General features: G+C 67.7%; 19 protein-coding genes. 8 read left to right on the plus strand and 11 right to left on the minus strand.

The window, feature by feature from the left end:
• Positions 1 to 49: 49 nt before the first annotated feature.
• On the plus strand, positions 50 to 1,288 hold the full coding sequence (locus HNQ66_RS12535) for an aminopeptidase (RefSeq protein WP_184144489.1): 1,239 nt from the start codon (positions 50 to 52) through the stop codon (positions 1,286 to 1,288).
• On the opposite strand, the gene xseA is transcribed toward HNQ66_RS12535, so the two are convergent.
• Both xseA and HNQ66_RS12545 read right to left on the minus strand, forming a co-directional pair.
• Positions 1,289 to 2,887, minus strand: coding sequence for an exodeoxyribonuclease VII large subunit (gene xseA / locus HNQ66_RS12540; protein ID WP_184144490.1), 1,599 nt, complete (start codon positions 2,885 to 2,887; stop codon positions 1,289 to 1,291).
• Positions 2,888 to 2,955: 68 nt separating this feature from the next.
• Positions 2,956 to 4,776 (minus strand): hypothetical protein, encoded by a 1,821-nt coding sequence (locus tag HNQ66_RS12545; protein ID WP_380779293.1) that lies wholly within the window; start codon positions 4,774 to 4,776, stop codon positions 2,956 to 2,958.
• 123 nt (positions 4,777 to 4,899) lie between these two features.
• On the opposite strand from HNQ66_RS12545, the gene HNQ66_RS12550 reads away from it, so the two are divergent.
• The 6 genes from HNQ66_RS12550 to HNQ66_RS12575 all read left to right on the plus strand — a co-directional run bounded on the left by HNQ66_RS12550 (position 4,900) and on the right by HNQ66_RS12575 (position 9,820).
• Positions 4,900 to 5,892, plus strand: coding sequence for a glycosyltransferase (locus tag HNQ66_RS12550; protein WP_184144492.1), 993 nt, complete (start codon positions 4,900 to 4,902; stop codon positions 5,890 to 5,892).
• Between the two features lie 11 nt (positions 5,893 to 5,903).
• Positions 5,904 to 6,611, plus strand: a complete 708-nt coding sequence (locus HNQ66_RS12555; RefSeq protein WP_184144493.1) for a class I SAM-dependent methyltransferase — start codon at positions 5,904 to 5,906, stop codon at positions 6,609 to 6,611.
• Positions 6,608 to 6,973, plus strand: a complete 366-nt coding sequence (locus HNQ66_RS12560; protein WP_343059493.1) for a DMT family transporter — start codon at positions 6,608 to 6,610, stop codon at positions 6,971 to 6,973. Before HNQ66_RS12555 ends, HNQ66_RS12560 begins: the two co-directional genes overlap by 4 nt.
• A gap of 90 nt (positions 6,974 to 7,063) precedes the next feature.
• Positions 7,064 to 8,089 carry a histone deacetylase family protein gene (locus HNQ66_RS12565; RefSeq protein WP_184144494.1) on the plus strand — a complete coding sequence of 342 codons (1,026 nt, stop codon included), beginning with the start codon at positions 7,064 to 7,066 and terminating at the stop codon, positions 8,087 to 8,089.
• A 94-nt stretch (positions 8,090 to 8,183) separates the two neighbouring features.
• Positions 8,184 to 9,077, plus strand: coding sequence for an EamA family transporter (locus HNQ66_RS12570; protein ID WP_184144495.1), 894 nt, complete (start codon positions 8,184 to 8,186; stop codon positions 9,075 to 9,077).
• Between the two features lie 77 nt (positions 9,078 to 9,154).
• Positions 9,155 to 9,820 carry a YiaD family glycine zipper/OmpA-like lipoprotein gene (locus HNQ66_RS12575; RefSeq protein ID WP_184144496.1) on the plus strand — a complete coding sequence of 222 codons (666 nt, stop codon included), beginning with the start codon at positions 9,155 to 9,157 and terminating at the stop codon, positions 9,818 to 9,820.
• A gap of 7 nt (positions 9,821 to 9,827) precedes the next feature.
• Here the strand turns inward: HNQ66_RS12575 and HNQ66_RS12580 are convergent, their stop codons facing one another.
• The gene (locus HNQ66_RS12580) at positions 9,828 to 10,652 is read right to left on the minus strand and encodes a C40 family peptidase (RefSeq protein ID WP_343059494.1); all 825 of its coding nucleotides are present in this window, start codon (positions 10,650 to 10,652) and stop codon (positions 9,828 to 9,830) included.
• A 117-nt stretch (positions 10,653 to 10,769) separates the two neighbouring features.
• Here HNQ66_RS12580 and mbfA point away from each other — a divergent pair, with 117 nt between their 5' ends.
• A complete protein-coding gene (gene mbfA / locus HNQ66_RS12585; RefSeq protein ID WP_184144497.1) occupies positions 10,770 to 11,753 on the plus strand; it encodes an iron exporter MbfA in 984 nt (327 codons plus the stop codon).
• Between the two features lie 12 nt (positions 11,754 to 11,765).
• On the opposite strand, the gene HNQ66_RS12590 is transcribed toward mbfA, so the two are convergent.
• The 8 genes from HNQ66_RS12590 to HNQ66_RS12625 all read right to left on the minus strand — a co-directional run bounded on the left by HNQ66_RS12590 (position 11,766) and on the right by HNQ66_RS12625 (position 18,616).
• Positions 11,766 to 12,617, minus strand: a complete 852-nt coding sequence (locus HNQ66_RS12590) for a sigma-70 family RNA polymerase sigma factor (protein WP_184144498.1) — start codon at positions 12,615 to 12,617, stop codon at positions 11,766 to 11,768.
• A gap of 27 nt (positions 12,618 to 12,644) precedes the next feature.
• On the minus strand, positions 12,645 to 12,950 hold the full coding sequence (locus HNQ66_RS12595) for an antibiotic biosynthesis monooxygenase (RefSeq protein ID WP_184144499.1): 306 nt from the start codon (positions 12,948 to 12,950) through the stop codon (positions 12,645 to 12,647).
• Positions 12,951 to 13,091: 141 nt separating this feature from the next.
• A complete protein-coding gene (gene guaA, locus HNQ66_RS12600) occupies positions 13,092 to 14,654 on the minus strand; it encodes a glutamine-hydrolyzing GMP synthase (protein WP_184144500.1) in 1,563 nt (520 codons plus the stop codon).
• A 53-nt stretch (positions 14,655 to 14,707) separates the two neighbouring features.
• Positions 14,708 to 15,352: a 5'-methylthioadenosine/S-adenosylhomocysteine nucleosidase gene (locus tag HNQ66_RS12605; protein WP_184144501.1), complete on the minus strand. Its 645-nt coding sequence runs from the start codon at positions 15,350 to 15,352 to the stop codon at positions 14,708 to 14,710.
• The gene (locus tag HNQ66_RS12610) at positions 15,349 to 15,798 is read right to left on the minus strand and encodes a PaaI family thioesterase (RefSeq protein WP_184144502.1); all 450 of its coding nucleotides are present in this window, start codon (positions 15,796 to 15,798) and stop codon (positions 15,349 to 15,351) included. Before HNQ66_RS12610 ends, HNQ66_RS12605 begins: the two co-directional genes overlap by 4 nt.
• Before the next feature lie 92 nt (positions 15,799 to 15,890).
• Positions 15,891 to 16,346 (minus strand): TspO/MBR family protein, encoded by a 456-nt coding sequence (locus HNQ66_RS12615; protein WP_184144503.1) that lies wholly within the window; start codon positions 16,344 to 16,346, stop codon positions 15,891 to 15,893.
• A 42-nt stretch (positions 16,347 to 16,388) separates the two neighbouring features.
• The gene (locus HNQ66_RS12620; protein ID WP_184144504.1) at positions 16,389 to 17,492 is read right to left on the minus strand and encodes a DUF1513 domain-containing protein; all 1,104 of its coding nucleotides are present in this window, start codon (positions 17,490 to 17,492) and stop codon (positions 16,389 to 16,391) included.
• The gene (locus HNQ66_RS12625; protein ID WP_184144505.1) at positions 17,492 to 18,616 is read right to left on the minus strand and encodes an imelysin family protein; all 1,125 of its coding nucleotides are present in this window, start codon (positions 18,614 to 18,616) and stop codon (positions 17,492 to 17,494) included. Before HNQ66_RS12625 ends, HNQ66_RS12620 begins: the two co-directional genes overlap by 1 nt.
• Positions 18,617 to 18,805: the final 189 nt, after the last annotated feature.

Below are 18,805 nucleotides of genomic sequence, written 5' to 3' on the forward strand. Positions count from 1 at the left end.
CGTCCGGCGCACTACGTTTCCCGCATCGATTTTCAGAAAGCAGGCTGTCATGACCCATCCTTCCGTCGATCCGCAAAAACTCGAAAAGCTCGCCGAAGTCGCCGTGCGCGTCGGCCTCCAGCTCCAGAAGGGGCAGGACCTCGTGGTGACCGCGCCGGTCGCCGCCCTGCCGCTCGTCCGCCTCATCACCAGGCACGCCTATATGGCCGGCGCCGGCCTCGTCAGCACCTTCTATGCCGACGAGGAAGCGACGCTCGCCCGCTACCGCTACGCGCCGGACGAGAGCTTCGACCGCGCCACCGACTGGCTCTACGAAGGCATGTCCAAGGCCTATGCGAACGGCGCGGCGCGCCTTGCCATTTCCGGCGACAACCCGATGCTGCTCTCCGGCGAGGACCCGGCCAAGGTCGCCCGCGCCAACAAGGCCAATTCCACGGCCTACAAGCCGGCGCTGGAGAAGATCGCCAATTTCGACATCAACTGGAACATCGTCTCCTATCCCAATCCGTCCTGGGCGAAGCAGGTCTTCCCGAACGATCCCGAGGACGTCGCGGTCGAAAAGCTCGCCAATGCCATCTTCGCCGCCTCGCGCGTCGACGTCGCCGATCCGGTCGCCGCATGGGCGGCGCACAATGCCAATCTCGCCAAGCGCTCGGCCTGGCTCAACGGCAAGCGCTTTGCCGCGCTCCACTTCAAGGGGCCGGGCACGGATTTGACGGTCGGCCTTGCCGACGGCCACGAATGGCACGGCGGCGCCTCCACGGCGAAGAACGGCATCACCTGCAACCCGAACATCCCGACGGAAGAGGTCTTCACGACGCCCCATGCGCTGCGCGTCGAGGGCCACGTCTCCTCCACCAAGCCGCTCTCGCATCAGGGCACGCTGATCGACAATATCCAGGTGCGCTTCGAAGGCGGCCGCATCGTCGAGGCGAAGGCCTCGAAGGGCGAGGCCGTGCTGAACAAGGTGCTGTACACCGACGAGGGCGCGCGCCGGCTCGGCGAAGTGGCGCTGGTGCCGCATTCCTCGCCGATCTCGGCGAGCGGCATCCTCTTCTACAACACGCTGTTCGACGAGAACGCCTCCTGCCACATCGCGCTCGGCCAGTGCTATTCGAAGTGCTTCCGCGACGGGGCGAACCTTTCGCCGGAAGAGATCCGCGCGCAGGGCGGCAATGAGAGCCTCATCCACATCGACTGGATGATCGGCTCCGACAAGGTCGACATCGACGGCATCGCCGCCGACGGCAGCCGCGTGCCGGCCATGCGTGCCGGTGAATGGGCGTAATCAGAAGAGAGAGCCCTGCCGGGGGGCGGGCTTTTCCGCCTCCGCCTTGGCGGGCGCCTTTTTCCGGGGCGTGCCGCCGCTCGAGCCCCCACCACCCGAGCCGGTGACGGCATCCACCGTGCCGTCGGCGAACTCGATGCCGATCGCGCGGCCGGGGCCGAGGCTCGCCGCGCCCTTCACCGGCACGCCGTCTTCGTCGCGCACCAGCGCATAGCCGCGCTTCAGGACGTTGCGGTAGGAGAGCGATTGCAGCACGCGGTCCTGCGCAAGCAGCAGCGCGCGGCGGCGGGAAAGGTCGCCGGCAAGCGCGCTCCCGGCGCGGAGCGTCAGGCTCGCCAGCTTCTCGCGGCTGCGTTCCGTCTGGGCCTTCACGCGGGCGGGCGTCGCCCGCAGCGAAACGTCGAAGGCGGAGAGCCGGGCGCGCAACTGGTCGAGCCTTCGCTCGACGATGCGCTCGGCCCTCAGCACCCGGTCGCCGACGCGCTGGCGGCGCTCGGCGATGCGGGTCAGCAACATGTCGGGCCGCAGGTGCGCGGCGGTGCGCTCGAAGGCGCGGCGCTTGCCCGCGGTGTTCATCTGCAGGCCCCGGCCGAGCCCGGCCGACGCCTCGTCGAACCGGCGGCGCGGCAGCGCCAGGAGCTGGTCGAGCGAGGGAAGGGCCCTTGCAAGGGCGCGCACGCCCTGCCGGCGGTTTTCCATCTGGCGGGCCGTGGCGCCGGAAAGGCGCGCGGCGAGCGAGGCGACCTCGGCCGCAAGGTCCGCCTTCACGGGCACGGCCATTTCGGCGGCCCCCGTCGGGGTCGGCGCGCGCCGGTCGGCGGCATGGTCGATCAGCGTCCAGTCCGTCTCGTGGCCGACGGCCGAGATCAGCGGGATGCGCGAGGCCGCCGCCGCGCGCACGACGATCTCGTCGTTGAAGCTCCAGAGATCCTCGAGGCTTCCCCCGCCGCGCGCGACGATCAGCACGTCCGGCCGGGCAATCGGCCCGCCCGGCTCCAGCGCGTTGAAGCCCGAAATGGCGGCGGCGACTTCCTCGCCCGAGCCTTCGCCCTGCACCTTGACCGGCCAGACGACGACATGGACCGGGAAGCGGTCGGAGATGCGGTGGAGGATGTCGCGGATCACCGCGCCGGTCGGCGAGGTGACGACGCCGATCACCTTCGGCAGGAACGGCAGAGGCTTCTTGCGGCCGGTATCGAACAGGCCCTCGGCGGCGAGCTTGCGGCGGCGCTCTTCGAGCAGCGCCATCAGCGCGCCCGCGCCTGCCGGCTCCAGCGTCTCGATGACGATCTGGTATTTCGAGGAGCCGGGGAAGGTGGTGATCTTGCCGGTGGCGATCACCTCCATGCCCTCTTCCGGCTTGAAGCGCAGGCGCGAGAAGCTGCCCTTCCAGATCACCGCGTCGATGCGCGCCCGCTCGTCCTTCAGCGAGAAATAGGCGTGCCCCGAGGAATGCTGGCCGCGATAGCCGGAGATCTCGCCGCGCACGCGCACCTGGTCGAAGGCCTGCTCGACGGTGCGCTTGATGGAGCCGGAAAGCTCCGAGACGGAATATTCGGCAAGGTTGCTGGGCGAATCGCTGTCGGAAAAGAAGCTCATGCGCCAAGTCTAGCCGGTTTGGCCGACGAAGACAGGGCGCGGGGCGCGGCGTCCCCAGATGCGTGCGGCTATTGCGGCTTCACCCGGTAGAGCCGCAGCACCGCGCCTTCGGTGCCGGCGACGGGCTCCAGGTAGGCCGGAACCCTGCCCTTGAGGAGATCGGCATAGAGGCCTTCCGGCTCCGCCTTGGCGAGGTCGCGGGTCTGGGTGTCGTCCGGGCAGAAGGCGAGCAGCGTCACATGCGCCCCGCGCAGGAAGGCTTCGGCCTGATGCGGGTTGGAGAGGCCGATATGCATTTCCGTCAGCATGCCGCCCTGGTTGCGGTGATAGGGAGCGGAAAGGACGCGGTGGCCGGTATAGCGCAGGATCGCCGCCCCGATATTGGACGGACCGGCGACGACACCGACAGGCTCGTCGGCGAGCGGGCGGATCGAGGCCATGTCGGTGCAGGAGGCGCGCGCGGCGGCCTTCGCCGAAAGGCCTTCGGTAAGCAGGGCCTGCGAGCGGCCGGGCAGCGCCGCGCCGGCAAGCGCCCAGCTTGCCGGAACGGAGGCGAGCGTGACGAGGAAGAAGGCGCTCGCGCGCCGGATATTTCTCGGCGCGGCGTTCGCCGCATTGCGCAGGTCCGCGATGAGGAAGCCGAGCGGCAGGGCCGAGAGCAGGTTGGAGAAGATCGCCCCGCGGATCTGGATCAGCGTGACGGTGAAGGAGACGGCGATGAGGGCAAGGAGCACGCCATGGGCCTCGCGCGCCTCCTTGCGCCGGATGCGCCAGAGGCAGACGAGGATGGCAAGGAGGCCCGGCATGTAGAAGGTGCCGATGGAGGCGGGCTCGCGGTGGAACTGCTCCAGCGCCGACTGCGCCTCGATGACGCCGGAAAGCCAGAAGGTCTTCAGCAGCGGGTCGAGCGTATCGAGCGGATTGGCAAGGCAGCCGGGGGCGATGAGGAGGACCGCGGCGCCGATGACCGCGCCGGCCACGGCAAGCGCGGCGAACCGGCCGGCACGGGACCGCCCGCTCGCCAGCGAGGCCGTCAGGAAGAGCGCGCCGCCGCCGAAGGTCGCCAGCGCATAGAAGCCGTAGGAAAGGCTGTCGCAGGTCACCTGCCCGTAGCGGGACGGCGCGACGGTCGCAAAGAAGGCGAAGGTCACGGTCGCCGCGAGCGCTAGCCCGAAGGCAGCGGCAGCGTCCCGGAAAGCCGGGCCGTGCCAGACCCAGCGCAGCGAGACGACGAGGCAGACGGCGGCGATCAGCGGCGTCGTCTCCGCGCCGATGGCGATGGCAAGGCCGGAAAGCGCGCCGGCAATGGCATGGTCGCGCGCCCGCATGAAGGGGTCGAGCAGCATGGCGGCGATGCAGGCGGCAAGGGCGAGCTGGACGTTGTGGTGGTCGATAGCGCCCGGCTGGAAGCGGTTGAGCGCGACGAGGAACAGCACGGTCAGCACGAGCGTCGCGTGCATCGCGCCCTTGCCGCCCAGCCGGAAGCCGGCAAGCCCCATGCCGAAGATCACCGGCACGGTCAGCGAGAGCGGCCAGACGGCCAGCGCCAGCGCCTCGGCCCGCTCGCGGCCGGTGAAGAGCGAGAAGATGTCGATGAGGTTGGCAATCGGCAGGTCGACGAAGCGCGACCAGTGCATCAGCGTGCCGCCGGCAAGGCCGAGGCGGTATTGCGTCGTGTCGAACCAGCTCTGGCCGGCAAGAAGGTCCCGCACCATGACGAGCCGCATCGTGTCGTCGTTGTCGGCGCCGACATAGTCGGTCGCAAAGGGCAGCGAAACCGCAAGCAGGAGGGCGATCGCAAGGAGCGAATAGAGGATGAGGATGCCCGGCGTCATGCCCTGCCGGCGTTCCGCCGTCTGCGGATGGGCAAGCGGCAGCGCCGCGGGCATGGGGTTGGACATGGTCTGCCCTTTCGTCCGCCGTTTCAGGTCCGCCGAAACCTAGCCTTAACCTTCTCAAGAAATAGTAAAACCGGCGGCCGCAGCGGCTGGCCCACGGGAGATCGCGCCGCCATGACGGAAGCCTTGCTGGAAGACCTCGACATCGCCGTCCTGCTGCCCTGCTACAACGAGGCGCAGACGATCGGCGACGTCGTCGCCGGTTTCCGCGCCGCGCTGCCGTCCGCGCGCATCTATGTCTACGACAACAATTCCACCGATTCCACGGCGCTGCGCGCCGCGCTCGCCGGCGCCACGGTGGTGCGCGAGCGCCGCCAGGGCAAGGGCAATGTCGTGCGCCGCATGTTCTCCGATATCGAGGCGGACATCTACGTGATGGCCGACGGCGACGGCACCTATGCGGCGGGCGATGCGCCCGAGCTGGTGCGCACGCTGATCACCGAGGGCGCCGACATGGTGGTGGGCACGCGCCGCGGCGTCCATGCCGATGCCGGCCGCCAGGGCCACGCCTTCGGCAACCGTATCTTCAACACGCTGTTCCGCGCGCTGTTCGGCAACGATTTCTCCGACATCTTCTCCGGCTACCGCGCGTTCTCGCGCCGCTTCGCCAAGAGCTTCCCGGCCGTTTCCGGCGGCTTCGAGATCGAGACGGAGATGTCGGTGCACGCCTCGCGGCTGCGCATGCCCGTCGCCGAGCTGGAGCTGGACTACGGCCGCCGGCCGGAAGGCTCCCATTCCAAGCTCTCCACCTTCCGCGACGGCGGCCGTATTCTCTGGATGTTCGCCATGCTGATGAAGGAGACGCGGCCCTTCGCCTTCTTCGGCGCGATCAGCGGCGTCTTCATGGCGGCGAGCCTTTCCTTCATGGCGCCGGTGCTGGCGGCCTATTTCCGCACCGGCCTCGTCGAGCGCATGCCGACCTGGGTCTTCTCGCTGGCGCTGATGATGATCTCCTTCCTCGTCTTCTCCGCCGGGATGATCCTCGATTCGCTCGCCCGCGCCCGCGCCGAGCAGTTGCGCGTCCACTACATGACGCTGCCGGCGGGCCGGCACATGCGTACCGCCCGCAAGGTGCCGGAAAAGACGACACGCCATCTCGCCGCCTGAACAGGATCGCCATGAACCGGGAAACCACCAACCGCATCCGCTTCGTGATCGAGGACGTGCTGCCGCCGATCCTGCGCGATTCCGCGCTGTTCCGGCAGGCCGCGAGCCTCGTCTGGGGCAAGCACATCGCCAAGCTTGCGAAATTCCGCGAGCGCGCACCCTTCCTCACCGCCGCCGAATACGAGGACCTTTACCGCGAGCACCCGCGCGTCCATGCCGGCACGGACAATTCGCAGGCCTGCATCGACCGTATCGTCGCTTCCGTCATCGGCGACAGCGTCTGCGACGTCGGCTGCGGCACGGGCGCGCTGCTCAGCCATATCAAGGCGGGCAATCCGGGCCTCGGGCGCCTGACGGGGGTCGATTTCGTCGTGGAGGATGCCGCGAGCATCGACGGCGTCGAGTATGTCGCCGCCATGATCGAATCCCTGCCCTTTGCCGATGGCGAGTTCGACACGGTCGTCTGTACCCATGTCATCGAGCATGTCCTGGAATATCGGCAGGCCATCGCCGAGCTGCGCCGCATCGCCCGCCGGCGGCTCATCATCGTCGTGCCGCGCGAGCGGGAATACCGCTACAGCTTCAATCCGCACTTCAATTTCTTCCCCTATACGCATTCCTTCCTGCGTGCCGTGCATCCGGTGCCGGAGCGTCATGTCTGTGTCGATATCGGCCGCGACATCTTCTACATGGAAGATCGGACGGAGGCCGGGGTGTGACCTTAGGAAACTACAGCCCGGGTGTCTGGGCCGGCCTCATCGGTACGCCGCTGATGATCGCGGTGGGCCAGGTGCTCTTCAAGCTGACGAGCGGCACGACAGGCGAGTTCGGTGCCAGGGGCCTTGCCGCGCTGATGCTCAATCCGCTGCTGCTGGCCGCGCTCGCCATCTACGGCACAGGCACGATCATCTGGATCTTCGTATTGAAGGCGGTGCCGCTGACGATCGGCTATTCCTTCATGGCGCTCACCTTCTGCTTCGTGCCGCTGCTCGCCAGCGTCTTTCTCGGGGAGGCCCTGACGGTGCGCTATGCGTTGGGCGCCTGCCTCATCGTCGGCGGCATGCTGGTCATCAACGGCTGACACTACCCTCCGCCGCTACCCAGCAGGAAAGATTTCCCTTGCCGGTAAAATGCACTACCGTCGCGCCGGAATGAAAACGGGGAGCCCTTCATGCGCGTCATCTTTTCCGAGGACCACAAGCTCAGGAACGCCCGCAGCGAGCTTTTCGGCGGGGAGCTGGTGCCGCCCTTCGAGGCGCCGTTCCGCGCCGAATGGATTCTCGCGGCCGTGCGCGAGGCGGGCTTCACGGATGTCTCTGCGCCCGAGCGCCACGGCCTCGAGACTGCGCTGAAGGTGCATGACGCCGGCTACCTTTCCTTCCTCGAAAAGGCATGGGGCCTGTGGGAAGCCGCCGGCTACAGGGGCGAGGCCATCGCCACCTCCTTCCCGGTCCGCCGCACCTCGCCGCGCATCCCCACCCAGATCGACGGTCTTCTCGGCTATTATTGCAACGCGTCCGAAACGGCGATCTCGCCCGGCACATGGGAGGCGGCCGTCTCCTCCATGCAGGTTGCGCTGACGGCGGCCGACATCGTCGCGGACGGAGCGAAGGCCGCCTTCGCGCTCTGCCGCCCGCCGGGCCACCATGCCGGCATCGACAGCTTCGGCGGCTATTGCTTCATCAACAATGCGGCCGTCGCCGCCCAGCGCTTCCTCGACAGGGGCGCACGGAAGGTCGCGGTCCTCGACGTCGACTTCCACCACGGCAACGGCACGCAGGATATCTTCTACGAGCGCGGGGACGTCTATTTCGCGTCCCTCCACGGCGATCCGGCCGAAGCCTTCCCGCATTTCCTCGGCTATGCGGAGGAGACCGGCAAGGGCGCGGGCGAGGGCACGACGCGGAACTATCCGATGCCGCCCGGCACGCCCTATTCCGTCTGGGAGGCGGCGCTTGTCGATGCGCTGAGGCGCATTGCCGCCTTCGGCGCGGAGGCGATCGTGCTGTCGCTCGGCGTCGATACCTTCGAGAAGGACCCGATCTCCTTCTTCAAGCTCACTTCGCCCGACTATGTGACGATGGGCAAGGCCGTCGCGGCGAGCGGCGTGCCGGTGCTCACTGTCATGGAAGGCGGCTACGGCGTCGAGGAAATCGGCCTCAACGTCGCCAACACGCTGAAGGGGATCGCCGGCTGAGGCCGGGCATCAATTTTCCTGAAGCAAGGCGTCACGATTATCCGTTTGCCGCCGGGCGGGCCCTCCTCTAGGACGGCAGGGCGGAGGATTTTCCATGGCGGACGAACAGGCGGCGACGGGCGGCGGCGGGCTTTCGGGCTCGGGAAACACGAGGTTCCTCACAGGCATCCTCCTGTGCTTCGGCTCCATGTCCAGCGTACAGTTCGGCTCGGCCTTCTCCGCGACGGCGATTGCGCTCTACGGACCCTTCGCCACGACCTTCCTGCGGCTCGTCATGGCCGCGGCGATCCTTGCGCTCATCGTGCGCCCGCCGGTGCGCTCCTATAGCCGTGCACAGTGGAAGAGCGCGCTGACGCTCGGCGTCACCATGGCGGCGATGACGCTCTCGTTCTTCGCGGCCATCGAGCGCATTCCGCTCGGCCTTGCCGTGGCCATCGAGTTCCTCGGCCCGCTCGCCGTGGCGACCGTCTCGCTCGGCGGCGGGTGGCGGCTCGTCTGGCCGTTCGCGGCCTTCACGGGCGTACTGCTGCTTTCCCATGACGGCGAGGGCTGGGTCGGCGATCCGGTCGGCGTGCTCTTCGCCGCCGCTGCCGCCGTCGGCTGGGGCACCTACATCGTCCTCGTCAAGCAGGCCGGCAAGGCGTTCAGGGGGCTGGAGGGCCTTGCCATGTCGCTGATCGTCGCGGCTGTCGTCGCCGCGCCCTTCGGCCTGCCGCGCACGCCCGAGGCGATGAGCCCGGAAGGGCTTTCGATGATGCTGGGCCTTGCCCTGCTCGTGCCGCTCTTTCCCTATGCGCTGGAGATGATCGCGCTGCGCCGCATGCCGATGTCCGCCTTCGGCATCCTGATGAGCCTCGAGCCGGCGCTCGGCGCGCTTGCCGGCTTCCTCGTGCTCGGCCAGCCGATGACGCCCCTGCAGATGCTCGGCACGGGGCTGGTGGTCGCCGCAAGCGCCGGCGTCACCTCCGGTACGCAGGCGGAAAGCTAGGGCGCGGCCGGCCTCTTTCATGTTCCTGCCGCAATCGCTAGGTTCAAGCAGAATCATCGAACGATCCGGGGACACTCATGTACAAGAAATGCGCGCTTATCGCCGTTGCCGCGGCCTATCTTTCCGCCTGCACGACGACCGATCCCTATACGGGTGAGCAGAAGGTCTCCAACACGGCCGGGGGCGCCGCCATCGGCGCCGGCATGGGCGCCGTCGCGGGCCTCCTGATCGGCAACAACCCCGTGCAGCGCCGCAATGCCGCGCTGATCGGCGCCGGTGTCGGCGCGCTCGCCGGCGGGGCCATCGGCAACTATATGGACAATCAGGAAGCCGAGCTGCGCGCGCAGCTCCAGGGCACGGGCGTCTCGGTGACGCGCGTCGGCGACCGCATCGTCCTCAACATGCCGTCCAACGTCACCTTCGCGACGGACCAGGACCAGGTCATCCCGCCCTTCTACCCGACGCTCGATTCCGTCGCCATCGTGCTGCGCAAGTTCGACAAGACGCTGATCGACGTCGACGGCCACACCGATTCCGTCGGCAATGCCGGCTACAACATGGACCTGTCCAACCGTCGCGCCAACTCGGTCGCCAACTACCTCGCCTCGCGCGGCGTCGATCCGCGGCGCATGTCCGCCATGGGCTACGGCCTCGAGCGGCCGATCGCCTCCAACGCGACGGAAATGGGCCGTGCGCAGAACCGGCGCGTGGAAATCTCCATCTCGCCGCTGCGCCAGGGCTGACCGTCCTCTACGGGCCCTCGCGTTCGGGGGCCCATTCCAGCCGCTTGTAGTCGAACCCGTATTTCAGCGTCGGCTTGACGATCTCGAAATAGGGCGAGAGGTCGAAGTCGCGCGGCGTGTAGAGCGAATGATGGCGGATATGCAATATCTCCTCGCGTGAATAGGTCGAGGTCGCCGCGGCGTGGCCCGGCGCATAGGTGATGTTCGGCAGGACGGGATAGCCGATGGTCTGGAAGGCCTCGGCGATCAGCGTCGAGCAGATCGCCCGCGTCGGATCGCCCGAGCCGAAGGCGATCAGGCGGCGGCGCCAGCGCACCGGAACGGGCGGCGTCGGCAGGAAATAGCGCAGCATGTCCGTGATGTTCTTCAGGTCGTATTTGAGCCCGAGCCGCGAGACCATGAAGGCGAGCAGCGCGTCGCGGTCCTCCGGCGTCAGGCCGATGGGCCGGCAGATGCGCGTGTTGTAGGTGCGGTACTTGGTGAGCGGCACGGCGATGCAGCCATCGCCGATATTCACCTCGATGAGCTGCGGGCGCTCGGTTGCCGGAAGCGCGGCCTGGTCGAGCGTCAGCGGCGCGGCTTCGCCCACGAAGAGCGCGGCATGGGACCATGTCGACTGCGTGAGGTACTTGATCGCCGCCGAGACCTTCTGGTTGCCCTCGATGAGCAGCACGTCGCCGGGCCTGAGCGTGCGCGCCAGCGTTTCGGGATCGGAGGGCGTATAGGGCTCGTAGCCGGAGGTCTGGGACTGCAGCTTGTCGGCAAGACGGCGGCCGAGGCGGTCGAGCAGCGTGTCGCGGCTTGCGGAAAGCGGCTTCAGTCCTGCGGTCACGTCTCGTCCCTTGCATCCATCGGCCGCCACTCTAACCGCACGCAAGGCTTGCTGTCGAGGTTGACCATGCGCGGCTCCATCCTATATTTAGAATTATTCTAAACTGGATAGTCCGCGATGTTCTTCCGCTTCTCCCGCACCGGCAAACGCAGCCTCGAATCCCTGAGCGAACAGGAGATCCTGGCGCTCGCCATTTCCTCGGAGGAGGACGACGGGCGCATCTACCTTGCCTATGCCGATGCGCTGCGGGAGGCCTATCCCCATTCCGCCCGCGTCTTCGAGGAGATGGCGGCGGAGGAGAGCCACCATCGTCAGCTCCTGATCGACCGGCATGTCGCCCGCTTCGGCGAGCGCATCCCGCTCGTCCGGCGCGAATATGTCCGCGATTTCCCCGAGCGCAAGCCCGACTGGCTGATCCGCAACATGCCGCTCGAAAAGATCCGCGCGCAGGCCGAGGCGATGGAGGCGGCCGCCCACCGCTTCTATCTGGAGGCGGCCGCCCGCACGCAGGACGCGGCGACGCGCAAGCTGCTCGGCGACCTCGCCCTTGCGGAAAAGTCCCATGAATCGCTCGCACGGCGGCTCGGCGAAAAGCACACGCCGCAGGACGTGAAGGCGGAGGAGGACGAGACGGCGCGCCGGCAGTTCGTGCTGACCTACGTGCAGCCCGGCCTTGCCGGCCTGATGGACGGCTCGGTCTCCACGCTCGCGCCGATCTTCGCCGCCGCCTTCGCCACGCAGGATACCTGGCAGACCTTCCTCGTCGGCCTCTCGGCCTCGGTCGGCGCGGGCATCTCGATGGGTTTCACGGAAGCCGCCCATGACGACGGCAAGCTCTCCGGCCGCGGCTCGCCGGTCAGGCGCGGCCTTGCCTCGGGCATCATGACGGCGCTCGGCGGCCTCGGCCACGCGCTGCCCTACCTCATCCCGAATTTCATGCTGGCGACCTCCATCGCGGTCATGGTCGTCTTCGTGGAGCTCTGGGCCATCGCCTTCATCCAGAACCGCTACATGGAAACGCCGTTCCTGCGCGCCGTCCTCCAGGTCGTCCTCGGCGGCAGCCTGGTCCTCGCCGCCGGCATCCTCATCGGCAACGCCTGACGGGGTGCCCGGTCAGCCGAGCCGCACCCAGTCCGCCGCTTCCAGCACATAGGGCGCGAAGAGGAAATCGCGGATTGCGGCGATCCGCTCCTGCGACCAGTCGATCAACACGAAATGCGCAGGCGCCGCCATCGGGCCGCCGGCATCGAAGACCAGCATGGCCGGCCGCCCCTCGACCGCTCCGAGGGCAAAGCGCCACTTCGTTTCCTGCGCATAGCGCGTGAAGTAGGAACCGATCCGGTCGCGCCCCTGCAGGTGGAGCCGGTTCACCAGGTCCAGCTTCACGTCGTCGGCCAGCATGGCGCGGATCGTGTCGAAATCGCCGCTGCGGAAGAGCTCGACATAGGCGGCGATCCTGCGCCGGTCCGTATCGGACATCAGCGGCAATCGCGTGTCCTCGGGCGCCTCGGCCAGTTCCCGCAGCCCGGCGCGCCCGCGCTGTAGCGCCGACTTGGCCGCCGCCGCTGAACATCCCGCAATGCCCGCGATTTCCTCGACGGAATGGCCGAGGACGTCCTTCAGGATGACCGCGCAGCGCTGAAGCTCCGGCAGCCGGAGGAACGTCCGGAAGCCGATCGCGACGATATCCGCCTCGGGCATGGGCGCGGCCTCCATGTCCTCGGTGAGGGGCACGACCGTGGCCCGGGCCTTGCCGCGCAGGAAGTCGAGGCTCGCATTGTGGGCGATGCGGAACAGCCAGCCGTCGAGATTGTCTACTTCCGCCCCCTGGCTTCGCGCATGAAGCGCCTTGACGAGGGCGTCCTGGAGAACGTCCTCGCCGCTGACGGCCGAGCCCGTCATGCGCGCGCAGTAGCGGTGAAGGCGCGGCCGCAGCGCTTTCAGGCGATCCTCGAAGTCGTCCATGTCCGCTCCCTGCCGCGGGCCGTCCATTTATTCGTGCCGGATGTCGAGGACCGGCGCCCCCATCACCGAATCCAGGCTGGCGAGTTCGCGGATTTTCGGAAAATAGGCCTTCATGCGCGGATCCTCGCGCATCGCCGCGACGGCGGCAGGGCTCTCCCATTCCGAATGGATGACGACGCTGGCGCCGTCGCTCGCCGCGATCAACCGGGTCGCCTTCCAGCCGGCCAGCGTGCGGATCACCGTCTCGGTGTTCTCCTTCAGGAGCGCGATCAGCGCCTCCTGCCTTGCGGGCTCGACCTTCAGCACATTGATGAGGGTAACGGGATCGGACATGGCATGCTTCCTTCTGTTTCGGATATGCCAGGGACGATCCTCAGGGCGCAAACGGATCGCGAGACCGGAAATTTTTCGACGGTATCGAAAGAAACGGCCGCTATCTGCGATAGCGGCCGTCATCCTGTCAGGAATGCGGGATCATTCCCACTCGATCGTGCCCGGCGGCTTGCTCGTCACGTCGTAGACGACGCGGTTGATGCCGCGGACCTCGTTGATGATGCGGGTTGCGGCGCGGCCGAGGAAGTTCATGTCGTAGTGGTAGAAGTCGGCGGTCATGCCGTCGACGGAGGTGACGGCGCGCAGCGCGCAGACGAATTCGTAGGTGCGCCCGTCGCCCATCACGCCGACGGTCTGGACGGGCAGCAGCACGGCGAAGGCCTGCCAGATCTTGTCGTAGAGGCCGGCCTTGCGGATCTCGTCGAGATAGATGGCGTCGGCCTCGCGCAGGATCTCCAGCTTGTCGCGGGTGATGCCGCCCGGGCAGCGGATGGCAAGGCCCGGCCCCGGGAAAGGATGACGGCCGATGAAGCTCTCGGGCAGGCCGAGCTCACGGCCGAGCACGCGCACCTCGTCCTTGAAGAGCTCGCGCAGCGGCTCGACGAGCTTCATGTTCATGCGCTCGGGAAGGCCGCCGACATTGTGGTGCGACTTGATCGTGACCGAGGGGCCGCCGGTGAAGGAGACGCTCTCGATGACGTCCGGATAAAGCGTGCCCTGGGCGAGGAAGTCCGCGCCGCCCAGCTTCTTCGCCTCGTCCTCGAAGACCTCGATGAACAGGCGACCGATGATCTTGCGCTTGGTCTCGGGGTCCGAGACGCCCTCCAACTCGCCGACGAAGCGGTCGACGGCGTCCACATGGATGAGGTGGAGGTTGTAATGCTCGCGGAACATGGCGACGACGTCGGCCGCCTCGTTCTTGCGCATCAGGCCGTGGTCGACGAGGATGCAGGTGAGCTGCGCGCCTACCGCCTCATGGATGAGGAGGGCCGCGACGGAACTGTCGACCCCGCCCGAAAGGGCGCAGATCACGCGCTTGTCGCCGACCTGCTCGCGGATCGCTTCCACGGCGCGCGCGCGATAGGCCGACATCGACCAGTCGCCCTTGATGCCGGCGATCTTGTGCACGAAGTTGGAGAGGAGTTTCGCGCCGTCCGGCGTATGCACCACTTCCGGGTGGAACATGGTCGTGTAGTAGCGCTTCGCCTCGTTGACGCAGATGGCGAAGGGGGCGTTTTCCGAAACGCCGATGATCTCGAAGCCTTCCGGCGCGACGGTGACGCGGTCGCCGTGGCTCATCCAGACCGGATATTTCTTGCCGACGTCCCAGAAGCCGTCGAAGAGCGGGCTGCTTTTAAGGATTTCGACGTCGGCGCGGCCGAACTCGCGGGCATGGCCGCCTTCTACGGTGCCGCCGAGCTGGGTGGCGAGCGTCTGCTGGCCGTAGCAGATGCCGAGGATGGGAAGGCCCGAATCGAAGACGACTTGCGGCGCGCGGGGGCTGCCCTGGTCGAGGACCGAGGCGGGGCCGCCGGAGAAGATGACCGCCTTCGGCTTCATGCGGTGGAAGGCTTCCTCCGCCGACTGGAAGGGGATGATCTCGCAATAGACGCCGGCTTCACGCACGCGCCGCCCGATGAGCTGGGTCACCTGGCTGCCGAAATCGATGATGAGAACGCTGTCGGGATGGGCTGTCTGGGTCATGGCGAGCCTTTAAAGAATATCCGCGCGGCGCGCAACGGGGGATTGCCGGATTTTCAGCCGTTGGAAACGATGCCGCTGCCCGCGACGGCCGCCTCCAGCCTGTCGACGGCGGCGGCGAGCTTCTCGTCGATGACGTGGAGATATTCCGTCCAGCCGCCGATATGGGTGAGCTCCGCCTTGCCGTCGGAAATACCGCGCAGGCCGATGAACGGGACGCCGAAGGCCTGGCAGGCGCGCAGCGCCCCGTAGGTCTCCATGTCCACCATGTCGGCGTCGATCGCCGCATAGGCCGCGCCGGAGACGATGTTGGCGCCCGTCGAAAGCCGCGCCGCTGGAATGCCGGGAATGCGTACCAGCAGCGGCACCTCCGCCGGCAGGTCGAGGAAGGGTGTCGCGCCGCGGGTGAAGCCGAGGGGCGAGGCGTCCATGTCGCGGTAGGAGACGGAAATCGCCTGGTAGATGCCGGTCTGCTCCAGCGTGGCGGAGCCGGCGGAGCCGAGCGAGACGACGAAATCGGGAAGGTTTCCTCCCGCCTCCAGATGGCAGAGGGCGAGCGTCAGTTGCACGGCGGCCTCGACCGGGCCGACGCCGGTCATGAAGGGCGCGATGCGGGCCTTCAGGTGCGGGCCGTATTCGGCGTCCACCGCCATGACATAGAGGATGCGCCTGTCTGCGACGGTCTTGAGGGTGAAGCTCATCCGGCGATGTCCTCCCGGCCGCGCACGACCATCATCGTGCCGGTCATGGAGGCGATCAGCTTGGCGGGGCCGTCCGAGATGGCATAGCCGCGCCCGTCCGCCACGATGATGTTGCTGCCGGGCTTGGTGACCTCGCCGCGGAAGAGGAAGCGCTCGCCGCGCCCCGGCGACATGAGGTTGACCTTGAACTCGATGGTGAGGATGGAAGCGTCCGCGTCGATCACCGAATAGGCAGCATAGCCGCAGGCGGTGTCGAGCGCGGCGGAGATGATGCCCGCGTGGAGGAAACCGTGCTGCTGCGTCAGCTTCGCGTCGAAGGGCAGCTCGATCTCCACCGTGCCGTGCTCGATGCGGGTGAGCTCGGCGCCGATCAGCCGCATGGCCGCCTGCTTGCTGAAGCTCCTGGCGATACGGCCGGAGAAATCCGGCGGGGGAAAATCCGTCATCGTGCTTCCATGGTCGCGGCGAGGGGCCGCAATTGCATGCGCGGAGGTTTGCATGCTCCATGTTGCACTGCAAGAGCGATGACGGATTTGCCTCAGTTCAAGGCGAGAATCGCGATGTTGAGCGCGCTCGCGAAGAGCGTCCAGGCGAGATAGGGCAGGAACAGCAGCGCGGCCGTCCGGTCCTGCCGCCAGGACGCGGCGATGAAGCCGGCGACCGAGACGACGAGGGCGATCACGACGATCAGCGCCGCCGCCGGATCGTGCAGGCCGAAGAAGGCTGGCGACCAGGCGAAGTTGAAGACGAGCTGCGCGAACCACAGCCGCATCGCCATGGTGCGGCGGAAGGAGAGCCAGGTGCGCGCGCCCACGACGCCGATGATGAGGTAGAGGATGCTCCAGACCGGCGCGAACACCCAGTTCGGCGGGTTGAAGGCGGGCTTGGCGAGCGATGCGTACCATCCGTCGGGGATATTGTTGGCGCCGATGAGAAGGCCGCCGCCGAGAACGAGGATGATGAAGGCGAGATAGACGAGGGATCTGTTCTGCATGGGCGGAAAGGTAGGGCGCCGCGTGCGATCGTCCAGACGGTCTCAGCGCGGCGGTGCAAGCCCGGCGATATGCTGGTCCCACGCCACATCCGCGCGGCGGCCGGCGAAGCGGCCGTCATAGGACGAGACGGCAAAACCGTGCGGCGCGGCGGCGATGCCGGCGGCATCCGGCACGTCCTCCTCGCGAAGGACGCGGCCGCTTTCGGCGTCGAGCACGACGAAGCGCCCGCCGTTCGGCGAGGTGAGGCCGACCAGCCCCTCGCGCCGGTTGACGGCGATGGCCCCGACATAGTTGGCAAGGCCGATGGTGGTCTCCTCCGGCAGGGAGAGAAAAGTCAGGTCCTCGCCCTTGCCGAAATGGCCGACGAGCGGCGGCAGGTCGTTGCGTGGCCCCTCGTACTGGCAGGCGAACCAGATGCGGCCCTTTTCGTCGAGGTCGACATGGCGGGTGGAGAGCTGGCGCAGCTTTTCCGGCAACGCGTGCCGCTGGACGAGGCCGCCCGTCGCCGCGTCGATGAGGGCGAGCGAAGGCTCCATATGGTCGAGGTTCAGCTTGGTGCGGCCGAAATCCGGATGGGTCTCGATGCCGCCGTTCGCCGCGATCAGCAGCCGGCCGTCGTCGCTGACGGAAAGGTCGTGCGTGCCGATGCCGTAGGTGGAGTATTCGCCGATGCGGCGATAGCCGTCGCGCGCGTCGTAGAGGCCGATCACGCCGCGGTTGGCGTCGAAATCGTTCTCGCTGGCATAGAGCAGCCGCCCGTCCGGCGAAAAGCAGCCGTGGCCGAAGAAATGCCGGTCCTCGGCGGCGGCGATGGTGACGGGCGCGGCCTTGCCGCCGCGGTCGATGACGAGGGCGAAGGTGCCCGGCCGCCGGGCGAAGGCGACGAGATGGTTCGTCGCGGGCGAATAGGCCATGCCGTGGCTGCGGGCCGGCAGCGGCGTTCGGTCGATCACCGTGCCGTCCTCCGACAGGACCGCGATGGCGAACCGACCCGCATGGTCCATGCAGCCCGAGGCGAAGACCGCATCGGCGCGGGCGAGCGCGAAGGCGGCGCGCGGGCCGAGCGTCGCCAGCCACGCCGCGCCCGCCATGCGCAGGAACGCGCGGCGGTCGAGGAGGGCGCTTGCCGTTGCGGCCGTTCGCATCAGTCGCCGTCCGCGAAGGAGAAGCCGGCGCCAAGCCCGATGGCGCCGCCGAAATCGCCGTTGAGGCTGACGATCAGGTCGCGCGTGTTGACGAGCAGGAAGGCGATCTTTTGCTGTTCGGCGGGCGTCGTGACGGCCTTCTCGATATCGGGATCGGCGGTCCGGACGACATTGCGCAGCGCCGTCAGCACGAAGTCGACATTGCCGCTGAGCGAGGTGTGGCCGGGATCGACGAATTCGGCGATGCCGGATTTGTCGAACAGGGTCTGAAGGCCCTCGAAATTGGCGTCGATCGATGTCCATGTGTTGCCGGAGCGCCAGAAGACGGCCGATTTCGGCCGCGCCGTGCCGCCGTTGCGGTAGAAGGTCTCGATGCGCTGGTCGCGCACCGCCTCCGCGCCGTGGACGAGAATGCCGAGCAGGGCCGTCATCGCCTCCTTGCCGGTACGGAAGACGGGGTTCTGCGGGCCGGGATGCTTCCAGTCCTGCTGCACGCCGTCCGGCGCGTCCCAGGCCGCCGCAAGCTGGCCCGCGGTCGTCTCGATATGGGTGGCGACGGCCGCGCCGTAGCGGCAGCGGAAGCTTTCCGGCGCCGACATCAGCGTTTCGGAGCCGGTGCCGTAGAGCACGAATTCGAGCGCGCCGAAACCCTGGATCGCCACGCTCTTGCCCGCCATGTTGGCGGGGTCGGTATCGGCCTCGTCCGGTTGCTGCAGCAGCGCCTGCACCTGCTTGAGGCCCGTGCTCTTGCGGTCGGGATAGAAGAGGATGCGTTCGAAGCGGTTGTCGTTGAGCACCGGGCCGATGCGCACGATCTCGATGCGGCCCCAGTCGGTGACGGCCTGCCGGAAGGCCGCGTCCAGCACCTTGCGCGAGTCCTCCGAGGGCGCCTTGCAGAAGGCCGCGGTCGCCTTGGCGAGCGCCCCGGCGGAGGCGTGGAAGGCGCGGTAGCCAGGCCGGATGACGTCGTCCACCGCCTGCGCCATCACCGCGCCGACATTGGCGTCCGTCAGCTCCGGCGGGGTTGCCTCCTGTGCGAAGGCGGGGATGGCGAAGCCGGTGGCGAGGAGGAGAGCGGCAAGGCGATGCACCCGGAGCTTACCCCCCTCTGCCCTGCCGGGCATCTCCCCCTCAAGGGGGGAGATCGGCAAGCGGCGGAAACCTCGCTCAAATCGCGACGTCGAAGAGGAGCGCGACAGTGCTCCATCCAATCTCCCCCCCTGAGGGGGAGATGCCCGGCAGGGCAGAGAGGGGTGCCTCAGATGTGCCCTGCTCCACAGGCCGGCCGCGAGGGAGGAGACGAAGCAGAGGAG

This window comes from Shinella fusca (assembly GCF_014203155.1).
Classification (GTDB): domain Bacteria; phylum Pseudomonadota; class Alphaproteobacteria; order Rhizobiales; family Rhizobiaceae; genus Shinella; species Shinella fusca.

What these genes read in the sequence shown, in the direction of transcription:
- guaA (WP_184144500.1), bottom strand. Translation starts at nt 14,654, where the DNA reads ATGACCCAGACAGCCCATCCCGACAGCGTTCTCATCATCGATTTCGGC.
- HNQ66_RS12595 (WP_184144499.1), bottom strand. Translation starts at nt 12,950, where the DNA reads ATGTCCGATCCCGTTACCCTCATCAATGTGCTGAAGGTCGAGCCCGCA.
- HNQ66_RS12590 (WP_184144498.1), bottom strand. Translation starts at nt 12,617, where the DNA reads ATGGACGACTTCGAGGATCGCCTGAAAGCGCTGCGGCCGCGCCTTCAC.
- HNQ66_RS12620 (WP_184144504.1), bottom strand. Translation starts at nt 17,492, where the DNA reads ATGCGAACGGCCGCAACGGCAAGCGCCCTCCTCGACCGCCGCGCGTTC.
- HNQ66_RS12550 (WP_184144492.1), top strand. Translation starts at nt 4,900, where the DNA reads ATGACGGAAGCCTTGCTGGAAGACCTCGACATCGCCGTCCTGCTGCCC.
- HNQ66_RS12570 (WP_184144495.1), top strand. Translation starts at nt 8,184, where the DNA reads ATGGCGGACGAACAGGCGGCGACGGGCGGCGGCGGGCTTTCGGGCTCG.
- HNQ66_RS12555 (WP_184144493.1), top strand. Translation starts at nt 5,904, where the DNA reads ATGAACCGGGAAACCACCAACCGCATCCGCTTCGTGATCGAGGACGTG.
- HNQ66_RS12605 (WP_184144501.1), bottom strand. Translation starts at nt 15,352, where the DNA reads ATGAGCTTCACCCTCAAGACCGTCGCAGACAGGCGCATCCTCTATGTC.
- HNQ66_RS12575 (WP_184144496.1), top strand. Translation starts at nt 9,155, where the DNA reads ATGTACAAGAAATGCGCGCTTATCGCCGTTGCCGCGGCCTATCTTTCC.
- xseA (WP_184144490.1), bottom strand. Translation starts at nt 2,887, where the DNA reads ATGAGCTTCTTTTCCGACAGCGATTCGCCCAGCAACCTTGCCGAATAT.
- HNQ66_RS12625 (WP_184144505.1), bottom strand. Translation starts at nt 18,616, where the DNA reads ATGCCCGGCAGGGCAGAGGGGGGTAAGCTCCGGGTGCATCGCCTTGCC.
- HNQ66_RS12610 (WP_184144502.1), bottom strand. Translation starts at nt 15,798, where the DNA reads ATGACGGATTTTCCCCCGCCGGATTTCTCCGGCCGTATCGCCAGGAGC.
- HNQ66_RS12545 (WP_380779293.1), bottom strand. Translation starts at nt 4,776, where the DNA reads ATGCCCGCGGCGCTGCCGCTTGCCCATCCGCAGACGGCGGAACGCCGG.
- HNQ66_RS12615 (WP_184144503.1), bottom strand. Translation starts at nt 16,346, where the DNA reads ATGCAGAACAGATCCCTCGTCTATCTCGCCTTCATCATCCTCGTTCTC.
- HNQ66_RS12535 (WP_184144489.1), top strand. Translation starts at nt 50, where the DNA reads ATGACCCATCCTTCCGTCGATCCGCAAAAACTCGAAAAGCTCGCCGAA.
- mbfA (WP_184144497.1), top strand. Translation starts at nt 10,770, where the DNA reads ATGTTCTTCCGCTTCTCCCGCACCGGCAAACGCAGCCTCGAATCCCTG.
- HNQ66_RS12565 (WP_184144494.1), top strand. Translation starts at nt 7,064, where the DNA reads ATGCGCGTCATCTTTTCCGAGGACCACAAGCTCAGGAACGCCCGCAGC.